Consider the following 9,879-nt stretch of genomic DNA (forward strand, 5'->3'; position numbering starts at 1 on the left):
CGTCCGGTCAGGCCTCGCCGCGCAGCGCCCCGAGGACGCGCTCCGCGGTCGCCTCGTCGCGGGCCGCCGTGAACGGCAGGGCGTTGCCGCCGACGATGCGGAACGGCGCGCCGGAGAGCGTGGCCTGGGCGCCGCCCGCCTCGGTGACCAGCAGCAGGCCCGCCGCGTGGTCCCAGGCGTACTCCCAGTTGAAAGCGGTCGCGTCCAGGTCGCCACGGGCGACGGCGAGGTATTCGAGGCCCGCCGAACCGCAAGGCCGCGCGTCGATCCCCTCGGTGCGCAGCCCGAGCAGGGCGCGCTTCTGGGCGTCGGTGGTGTAGTCGGGGTGCGACATCGCCACCCGCAGCACGGCCCCGGGGGCGGGTGAGCCGGAGCGTATCGGCTCGCCGTCGAGCAGGGCGCCGCGGCCGCGGACCGCGACCGCCATCACGTCCAGGGCCGCGGCGTACGTCCACGAGGCGAGGAGTTCGCCGCGGTGGGCGAGGGCGACCAGGGTGCAGAAGCCCGGTTCGCCGCGGACGAACTGGCGGGTACCGTCGACCGGGTCCACGATCCAGACGGGCGCGTCGCCGCCCAGGGCGTCGTACACCTTCGGGTCGGCGTGGACCGTCTCCTCGCCGACGACGACCGAGCCGGGCAGGAGCCCGGTCAGGGACGCGGTGAGGTGTTCCTCGGCGAGGCGGTCGGCGACGGTGACGAGGTCGTGCGGGCCGTTCTTCTCGACGATCTCGTGCGCGGCGAGCTGCCGGAAGCGGGGCATGATCTCGGCGGCGGCCGCTGCGCGGACCGCCGCCTCGACCTCGGTCAGGTCTCCGGCCAGGAATTCATCGATCATGCCCCCAGCCAATCACGTCCCGCCGGAACCCCGACGACCTGGTCATGTCGGGGAAGTGACCGCTCAGCGTCCGACGGCGTACCCCTGCATGCCGCGCGGGTTGGCGGCCGCGGACAGCACTCCGGTCTCCGGGTCGCGCGCCACGGCGCACAGCCTGCCCTCGGACCACGGGTCGCCGACGGTGACGTCGTGGCCGCGGCGACGCAGCTCCTCGACGACCTCCGGGTCCATGCCCTCCTCGACGGTGACGCTGCCGGGGCGCATCCCGCGCGGGAAGAAGGAGCCCGGGAAGCTGTCGTTGTGCCAGTTCGGGGCGTCGGCGGCGCCCTGGAGGTCGAGTCCGCCGCGGACCCGGTCGCGCAGCGCCACCGCCAGGAAGAAGTGCACCTGCCACTGGTCCTGCTGGTCGCCGCCGGGCGTGCCGAACGCCATCACCGGGACACCGTCGCGCAGGGCGAGGGACGGGGTGAGGGTGGTGCGGGGGCGGCGGCCGGGGGTGAGGGAGTTCGGCAGGCCCTCGTCCAGCCAGGCCATCTGGAGCCGGGTGCCGAGCGGGAAGCCGAGCTCCGGCACGACCGGGTTGGACTGGAGCCAGCCGCCGCTGGGGGTGGCGGAGATCATGTTGCCCCAGCGGTCGACCACGTCGACGTGGCAGGTGTCGCCGCGGGTGGTGCCGTCCTTGGCCACGGTCGGCTCGCCGACGCCCGCCGTCGGGATGCCCATGGCGTCGAAGCCGGTCTCGCCGGAGGCGACCGCGTGCGCGTGGGCGCTGAGCACCGGGGTGCGGCCGTCCGGACTGCCGGGGCGCAGCTCGTACGAGGCCTCGGCGGTGACGAGGGCGCGGCGCTCGGCGTTGTACGGCTCGGAGAGCAGGGTGTCGAGCGGGACGTCGGCGGCGTCGCCGTACCAGGCCTCCCGGTCGGCCATGGCGAGCTTGCAGCCCTCGATGAGCAGGTGGACGTAGTCGGCGCCGCCGTACTCCGGAAGCTCGGCGGGGAGCAGCGCGAGCTGCTGGAGGAAGGCGGGGCCCTGGCTCCAGCCGGCCGCCTTGGCGAGCGTCCAGCCGTTCCAGTCGTACGTGGCGGGCGCCTCGTAGGTCGCGGACCAGTCGGCCAGGTCGGCGGCGGTGAGGGTGCCGGTGTGGCGGGAGCCGCTGGTGTCCATGGTGGGGCGGGCGGCCTGCCGGACCAGGGCCTCGGCGATGAAGCCCTCGCTCCAGACCGTGCGGGCGGCGTCGATCTGGGCGGCCCGGTCCGCGCCGCCGGTCTCCTCCGCCTCGGCGATGAGCCGGCGCCAGGTGGCGGCGAGGGCGGGGTTGCGGAACAGCTCGCCCGGCTTCGGGGACTTGCCGCCGGGCAGGTACACGTCGGCGGAGGTCTGCCACTCGGTCTCGAAGAGTTCGCGGACCGTCTCGACGGTCTGGCCGACGCGCTCGACGGGTGCGTGGCCGTCCTCCGCGTAGCCGATCGCGTACCGCAGCACCTCGGCGAGGGTCTTGGTGCCGTGGTCGCGCAGCAGCAGCATCCAGGCGTCGAAGGCGCCGGGTACGGCCGCGGCGAGCGGTCCGGTGCCGGGGACCAGGTCGAGGCCGAGGGAGCGGTAGCGGGCGACGGTCGCACCGGCCGGGGCCGGGCCCTGGCCGCAGAGCACCCGCACCTCGCCGTCCTGGGGCGCCAGGATCATCGGCACCTCGCCGGCCGGGCCGTTGAGGTGCGGCTCCACCACGTGCAGGACGAATCCGGCGGCGACGGCCGCGTCGTAGGCGTTGCCGCCGTCCTCCAGAACGGCCATCGCGGACTGCGAGGCGAGCCAGTGGGTGGAGGACACCATGCCGAAGGTGCCCTGGAGGGTGGGCCGGGTGGTGAACACGGATGCGGCTCCTTGCTGCGACGTGCGGAAGGGTGGAACGGATCGTATGTACGGGGGGTCAGGCGGCGGCGTCCGGGGCGGTGCCGTCGTCACCGACGAGATGACAGGAAACCTGGCGGCCGCCGGGGAGTTCGCGCAGGACCGGGACCTCGGTGCGGCAGCGCTCGGTGGCGAGCGGGCAGCGGGTGTGGAAGCGGCAGCCGGGCGGCGGATCCAGTGGGCTGGGAAGTTCGCCGTGGAGCACGATGCGTTCGCGGGAGCGCTGCTCGACCGGGTCCGGGACGGGCGCGGCGGAGAGCAGGGCCTGGGTGTAGGGGTGCTTCGGGGCGGCGAACAGTTCGGCGGTCGGGGCCTGTTCGACGATCTGCCCGAGGTACATCACGGCGATCCGGTCGGCGAGGTATTCGACGGCGGCCAGGTCGTGGGTGATGAACAGGCAGCCGAAGCCGCGGTCGCGCTGGAGGTCGGCGAGCAGGTTGAGCACGGACGCCTGCACGGAGACGTCGAGGGCGGAGGTCGGTTCGTCGGCGACGACGAGGTCGGGGTCGCAGGAGAGCGCGCGTGCGATGGAGATGCGCTGGCGCTGTCCGCCGGAGAGCTCGTGCGGGTGGCGGTCGGCGTGCTCGGGGCGCAGCCCCACCTGGCCGAGGAGTTGTTCGACCCGGGTCCGGACGGCTTCGCCCCGGGCCTGCCGGTGCAGTCTGATCGGTTCGGCGATGATCTGGCCGATCGTCATGCGCGGGTCGAGCGAGGACGACGGGTCCTGGAAGACCAGGTGGAAGTCCTTGCGCAGCGGGCGCAGGGTCCGGCGGGAGAGGTGGGTGACGTCGGTCCCGTTGATGTGGACGGTGCCGCCGGTGGGTTCGTCGAGGCGTACGACGCACCGGCCGACGGTCGACTTGCCGCTGCCGGACTCGCCGACGAGGCCGACGACCTCGCCGCGTCCGATGGTGATCGAGACACCGTCGACGGCCCGTACGGTGCCGCCGCCGGAGGCCGCGAAGTGCCGTTCCAGGGCGTCGATCCGTAGCACGGGGGGTTGCGGGTGCGAGGAGGTCCCGTCGCTCTCGCGGGGTGCGGGGACGGTCTGCGGGGTGGTCACTCTCCGGCCTCCTGGTCGGGTCGCGCGGCGACGGTCGGTTCATCGGTCGCTCCGGTGGTGGCCGGGCTCTCGGTGCCGGTCCGGTCGTCCACGCCGTACGGATGCCAGCACGCCGCCCGGTGGGGGGCGTCGGCGCCCGCCTCCGGGGCGATGGACATGAAGCCGGGCCGGCCACCGGTGCAGGCGTCGTCCGCGCGGCCGCACCGGGGTGCGAAGGTGCAGGCGTCCGGCTGGCTGTCGAGGCTCGGCACCAGACCGGGGATCTCCGGCAGCCGGCGCTTGCCCTCGCCGCCCGGCCGCAGCACGGCACCGAGCAGCCCCCGGGTGTACGGGTGCCTGGCGGCACCGAACAGGTCGTGGACCGGGGCCTGTTCGACGGGGCGGCCCGCGTACATCACCAGCACCCGGTCCGCGGCGTCGGCCACCACCCCGAGGTCGTGGGTGACCAGGACGATCGCCGTACCGAGACGTTCGCGCAGCGACTGGAGGACCTCCAGGATGCCGGCCTGCACGGTGACGTCGAGTGCGGTGGTCGGCTCGTCCGCGATGAGTACGGCGGGGTCGCAGGCGACGGCGATCGCGATCATCACACGCTGGCGCATACCGCCGGAGAGCTGGTGCGGGTACTCCTCGATCCGGCGCTGCGGCGCGGGGATGCCGACCAGGTCCAGGAGTTCCACGGCGCGTGCCCTGGCCTCCTTCCTGCTCATCCCCCGGTGCCTGCGCAGCACTTCGCCGATCTGGCGGCCGATGGTGAGGACCGGGTTCAGCGAGGTCATCGGCTCCTGGAAGATCATCGCGATGTCCTTGCCGCGGACCTTCCGCAGCTCCTTCTCGGAGGCGCCGACCAGCTCCCGGCCGCCGAGCCGGATGGAGCCGCCGACCCGTGCGGTGGGCGGCAGCAGGCCCATGACCGCCATCGAGGTGACGGACTTTCCGCATCCCGACTCCCCCACCACGGCGAGGACTTCGCCGGGGCGCAGGTCGTAGGAGACGCCGTCGACCGCGTGCACGGTCCGGGTGTCGGAGCGGAAGGAGACCGACAGGTCGCGGACGCTGAGCACGGGTTCGCCCGTGGTGCCGGGCGCGCCTGCGAGTACGGCTTCGGTCATCGGGTGCCTCCGCGGGGGTCGAGGACGTCACGCAGCCCGTCGCCGAGCAGGTTGAAGGCCAGCGTCGCCGCGACGATCGCGAGGCCGGGGAAGACGGCGAGCCAGGGCGCGGGGGCCAGGAAGGACTGGGCGCCGGAGAGCATCACGCCGAGGGACGGGGCGGGCGGCTGGACGCCGAGCCCGAGGAAGCTGAGCAGTGCCTCGCCGATGATCGCGGCGGGGATGCCGACGGTCGCCTGGACGATCAGTGCGGAGGTGGCGTTGGGCAGGATGTGCCGGAAGAGCACGGTGGTGTCGCCGCCGCCGTTGACGACGGCCGCCCCGACGTAGTCGACGTGCTTGAGCCGCAGGGTCTCGGCCCGGGTGATCCGGATGACGGCGGGGATCTGCGAGATGCCGATGGCGATGGTGGCGTTGGTGAGCGAGGGGCCGAGGATCGCGGCGAGACCGACGGCGAGCACCAGGAACGGGAACGCCAGCATGGTGTCGGTGAGCCGGGACACCACGCTGTCGGTGAGCCGGCCGTAGTAGCCGGCGAGCAGCCCGAGCGGTACGCCGATCACGAAGGCCAGCACGACGGCGACCAGCCCGACCTGCATGGAGGCGCGTGAGCCGTACACGATGCGGGAGAGCTGGTCCCGGCCGAGGTCGTCGGTGCCGAGCCAGTGCGCCCAGCTCGGTTCGGCCAGTACGTTGCCGAAGTCGGGCTGTGCCGGGTCGTACGGGGCGATGAGCGGGGCGAGCAGGGCGGCGAGGACGAAGACCGCGGCGATGACGCCGCCGGTGAGGGCGAGCCGGTTCCTGCGCAGGGCCCGCAGCCTGCCTCCGGTGGCCCGCTTCCTCGCGGTGGCCCCCGGGGCGGTGGGGAGCGTCTGGGTCGCTGTGGTCACCGGGCACCTCCGAGCCGGATGCGCGGGTCGATGACCGAATAGACCACGTCGACCAGCAGGTTGATGAGGATGTACGCGGCGGAGGTGCAGAGCACCACGGCCTGGAGCGTCGCGTAGTCGCGGGTGAAGACGGCGTCGATGGTGAGCTTGCCGAAGCCGGGCAGGACGAAGATCTGCTCGGTGACGACGGCGCCGGAGATCAGATGGCCGAGCTGGAGTCCGAGCACGGTCACGACGGTGACCAGCGAGTTGCGCAGGGCGTGCCCGCCGACCACGGACCGCTTGGACAGCCCCTTGGCGCGGGCGGTGCGGACGTAGTCGGCGGAGAGCGAGTCGAGCATCGCGGCCCGGGTCTGGCGCATCACCACGGCGGCGAGCCCGGAGCCGAGGACGATCGCCGGAAGCACCATGCGGCGCAGGTTGTCGACCGGGTCGGTGCCGAAGGGTACGTAGCCGGAGGCGGCGAACACCGGGATGGCGATGGCGAATCCGAGGACCAGCACGATGCCGAGCCAGAAGGTCGGGATGGACAGCCCGATCAGCGCGACCGCGTTGGCGATCCACTCCTCGGGTCTTCCGCGCCGCACGGCGGCGACGACTCCGGCGCCGATGCCGAGGACGACGGCGAGCAGCAGGGAGAGCGCGGCCAGTTCCAGCGTGACGGGCAGAGCCTGGCCGATGGCGTCCGCGACCGGGAGTCCGGTGCGCGAGGAGGTGCCGAGGTCGCCGGTGAGGGCGTGGCCGATGAACCGCCCGTACTGCACGACGATGTTGTCGTTCAGGCCGTACGCCTCACGGATCGCGGCGAGCGCCTCGGGGCTGCGTTCCTCCCCGGCCAGGGCGAGCGCCGGGTCGCCGGGCAGCGCGCGGATTCCGGCGAAGACCACGACGGAGACCAGGAAGAGCGTGATGAGGGACTGACGCAACCGCGTCAGCAGGTACTTCGTCATCGGGTGTACCCCGCAGTCGTGACCCGGACCAGTCCGTCGCCGTAGACGCGGATGCCCGCGACGTTCCTGGTGGCGACGACATAGTTCTTCTGCCGGTAGAGGTAGATCATGGTGTGGGCGTCCTGGACGCGCCGGGTGAGCTCGTGGTAGATCGCGGTGCGGCGGGCCGGGTCGGCAACGGTGCGGCCCTCGTCGATCAGCCGGTCGATCTCCGGGTCGCCGAGGCCGTAGGCGTTCATGGCGCCCGCGGTGCGCAGGAAGTTGGAGACGTTGCCGTCGGGGTCGAGCCGTCCGGACCAGCCGCTGGTGAAGATGTCGTAGTGGCCCGCGTCGGTCTCCGAGAGCATCGTGGCGTACTCGGTGGGCCGCAGCGCCAGGTCGAAGCCCGCCTCCTTGACCATGGCCTGGAGGACCTGTCCGACACGCCCCTGCTCGGGAGTGGTGGAGGTCTTGAGCTCGATCTTCACCGGGGTCTTCACCCCGGCCTCCTTCAGCAGTTTCTCCGCCTTCGCCACGTCGCGCTTCGGGCAGTCCTCGGGGGCGACGCCGGGGGCGATGGCGGACTGCGGGGAGATCGGGCCGCAGGCCGGCTCGTACATGCCCTGGAAGACGACCTTGTTGAGGGTCTCGCGGTCGATGGCCAGCTCGAAGGCCTCACGGACCCGGACGTCGCGGGCGAGCGGGGTGTCGAGCCTTCCCGGTTTCTGGCCGAGCCCGTTTACATTGCCGACGTTGAGGCCGATGCCCTGGTAGCCGAGCGAGGGCGAGTTGAAGAGCTGGAGCCCCGGTTCGGTCAGTGCGCTCTGTACGTCGATGGGACCCATCTGGTCGCCGATCTGGAGGTCTCCCGAGCGCAGATTGGCGAGCCGGACGTTGCCGTCGGGGATGGGTTTGTAGACGACGCCGTCGAGGTGGACCTTGTCCGCGTCGTAGTAGTCGGGATCCTTCTCCAGCACGATCCGGTCGCCGCCCATGCGCTCGACGAAGCGGAACGGGCCGACGCAGGAGGGGTGGTTGGTGAAGTCCTTCCCGTACGTCTTGAGCGCGGTCGGTGACATCACCATCCCGGCCCGGTCGGCGAGCACCCCGGTGAGCGGTACGTAGGGCTGCTTGAGCCTCATCCGTACGGTGTCCGGGCCGGTGGCCTCGATGGTGCTGACCGGGGCGAGTTCGGTGGCGCGTGCGGAGCCCGGCAGGTCGCGGTGGCGCAGCAGCGAGGTGACGACGGCCCGTGCGTCGAGCCGGGTGCCGTCGCTGAACTTCAGGTCGCGGCGCACCCGCACGGTGACGGTGCGGCCGTCGGCCGAGGTGGTGGGCAGCGCGGCGGCCAGCTGCGGCACGACGACGCCGTCCTCGTCGATGTCGTAGAGCTTCTCGCACATGCCCGCGAAGACCGTCCGGCCCACGAGGGTCTGGGCAAGCGTGGGGTCGAGTTTGTCCGGGTCGGAGTTGAGAGCGACGGTGAGCGTCCCGCCGTCGCGTACGGGCCGTTCATCGGTTTTCCGCACACCGCCGACCTCGGTCGCCGAGGACTGCAGCGATGCGCAGCCCGAGGTGAGGGACACCAATGCAACTGCCACCAGGGCAACCGCTTTTCGGCGCACGAGGGCCTACCTCCCGCCAGGGGTGATCAAGGAATATCGCAGACCGTATTTCGCATACAGTCCGCAAGGCAAGAGGGGTTCCCACATGGCGGACGAATTTTGTTGACGATCGGATAACGACGGGCCGGAAAGCCCCGATTCAGGACATACGACTCAGCGCGCCCCAGAATCGGGACGCACCGAGGACGACGGGCCGCCGAGAAGGCGCACCCCTCAGAGCCAGTCGTCGCCCGGCGGTTCGCAGAGCTCGAAGACCACTTCCGCCGCGTCCGGGCCGTCCACGGCGACGGGGCGCACCCGGGCCCCGACCGACACCCGGTGCGGGGCCGCGCCCACGACCCGGCAGCGGAACACGAAGCCCTCGGGAAGCCGGACCAGGGACTCGTTGCGCGCGGCCTCCGTGTAGCGGTGGACGACGCCGGACCTCACCACGACACCCAGGCCGGCGCTGTGTTCGGGCTTCAGATCGCTCGACGCGCACACCGGGCAGAGCAGCCTCCGGAAGGAGGCCGTGCCGCACCAGCGGCACCGGTGGTAGTTCAGGCCGGCTTCCTCGTGCACCGTCTGCACGGTGCCATTCGATGACTGGGACACGTTCGACCCCCTGCGCTCGGCTCGGATGCGCCGCACCTGCGCGTCGGCGCGTCCGCACCATAGGGCACTGAGTGCCGAGCCGTAAAGACACTCAGTGCCAGATCGAGCCGTACGAAGGGGTCAGCCCTGCCCGATGGCCGACTCGATCTGCTGCACGACCCGCCACATCGGAGCGCCCTTCGCGGCGACCATCACCACCACGTCACCATCGGCCGGGGGCGCGGCCGCACCCCCGACGGCCCCGCTCCCCCACACCCGGCGCACCATCCCCAGGGCGTGGTCGACGGCCGCCTCCGCGTCCCCCTCGCCGCCCGAACGCAGCCAGGTCCGAAGCCCGTTGTTGTGCGCGGCGACCACGGACGCGGCGATCACCTCGGCACGCAGCGCCCCGTCGTCCGATGCGCCGTACCTGCCGCGCAGATAGCCGGCCAGCGTCTGCTCGTACCGCCGCACCACGGACAGTTCATAGGTGCGCAGTCCGGGCACCTCGCGGGTGAGCCGGTACCGCTGGACGGAGAACTCCGGATTGGCGGAGTACATCCGCAGCACCAGCCGGGCCGCGTCGCTCACCGCGTCCACCGGCTCGGCGTCACCGGCCTCCGCCAGGAACGCGGTCATGTCGGCGAGGCACCGCTCGTGGTCCGGGAAGACCGCGTCCTCCTTGGAGGGGAAGTACCGGAAGAACGACCGGCGGCCGACCCCGGCCCGCGCCACGATGTCGTCCACCGTGGTCTGCTCGAAACCCCGCTCCAGGAAGAGCTGGAAGGCCGCTTCGGCGAGCACTTCCCGCATCGGGGCCTTCTTGGCTGGTCTGCGCGCGTCAGTCATGCCGGGAACGTAGCACCGGAAGGCCGTTTCTGGCACTAGGTTCCTTTACAGAGGGTACTGAGTGCCATATCGTCGTCCCTACGAACCACACCCAG

At 72.0% G+C, this 9,879-nt stretch carries 9 protein-coding genes; all 9 read right to left on the reverse strand.

Features of this window, described 5'->3' with window-relative positions:
• Nucleotides 1–7: 7 nt before the first annotated feature.
• Nucleotides 8–835, reverse strand: coding sequence for an inositol monophosphatase family protein (locus GA0115234_RS14725; RefSeq protein WP_093541719.1), 828 nt, complete (start codon nucleotides 833–835; stop codon nucleotides 8–10).
• A gap of 63 nt (nucleotides 836–898) precedes the next feature.
• Nucleotides 899–2,704, reverse strand: coding sequence for a gamma-glutamyltransferase family protein (locus GA0115234_RS14730; RefSeq protein ID WP_093541721.1), 1,806 nt, complete (start codon nucleotides 2,702–2,704; stop codon nucleotides 899–901).
• Nucleotides 2,705–2,762: 58 nt separating this feature from the next.
• Nucleotides 2,763–3,737, reverse strand: coding sequence for an ABC transporter ATP-binding protein (locus GA0115234_RS14735; protein ID WP_093541744.1), 975 nt, complete (start codon nucleotides 3,735–3,737; stop codon nucleotides 2,763–2,765).
• A 65-nt stretch (nucleotides 3,738–3,802) separates the two neighbouring features.
• Nucleotides 3,803–4,918: an ABC transporter ATP-binding protein gene (locus tag GA0115234_RS14740; RefSeq protein WP_093541723.1), complete on the reverse strand. Its 1,116-nt coding sequence runs from the start codon at nucleotides 4,916–4,918 to the stop codon at nucleotides 3,803–3,805.
• On the reverse strand, nucleotides 4,915–5,808 hold the full coding sequence (locus GA0115234_RS14745; protein ID WP_093541725.1) for an ABC transporter permease: 894 nt from the start codon (nucleotides 5,806–5,808) through the stop codon (nucleotides 4,915–4,917). The genes GA0115234_RS14740 and GA0115234_RS14745 overlap by 4 nt, the downstream gene beginning before the upstream one ends.
• The gene (locus tag GA0115234_RS14750; RefSeq protein ID WP_093541727.1) at nucleotides 5,805–6,758 is read right to left on the reverse strand and encodes an ABC transporter permease; all 954 of its coding nucleotides are present in this window, start codon (nucleotides 6,756–6,758) and stop codon (nucleotides 5,805–5,807) included. The genes GA0115234_RS14745 and GA0115234_RS14750 overlap by 4 nt, the downstream gene beginning before the upstream one ends.
• Complete coding sequence (locus tag GA0115234_RS14755; protein ID WP_093541729.1) at nucleotides 6,755–8,338, reverse strand: ABC transporter substrate-binding protein; 1,584 nt, start codon at nucleotides 8,336–8,338, stop codon at nucleotides 6,755–6,757. Before GA0115234_RS14755 ends, GA0115234_RS14750 begins: the two co-directional genes overlap by 4 nt.
• Nucleotides 8,339–8,575: 237 nt before the next feature.
• Entirely contained in the window at nucleotides 8,576–8,923 is a 348-nt protein-coding gene (locus tag GA0115234_RS14760; RefSeq protein WP_256088716.1) for a Zn-ribbon domain-containing OB-fold protein, read from the reverse strand.
• A 153-nt stretch (nucleotides 8,924–9,076) separates the two neighbouring features.
• On the reverse strand, nucleotides 9,077–9,748 hold the full coding sequence (locus tag GA0115234_RS14765) for a TetR family transcriptional regulator (RefSeq protein WP_093541734.1): 672 nt from the start codon (nucleotides 9,746–9,748) through the stop codon (nucleotides 9,077–9,079).
• Between the last annotated feature and the right edge of the window lie 131 nt (nucleotides 9,749–9,879).

Origin of the sequence: Streptomyces sp. DvalAA-43 (genome assembly GCF_900091725.1) — a bacterium.
GTDB lineage: Bacteria > Actinomycetota > Actinomycetes > Streptomycetales > Streptomycetaceae > Streptomyces > Streptomyces pulveraceus.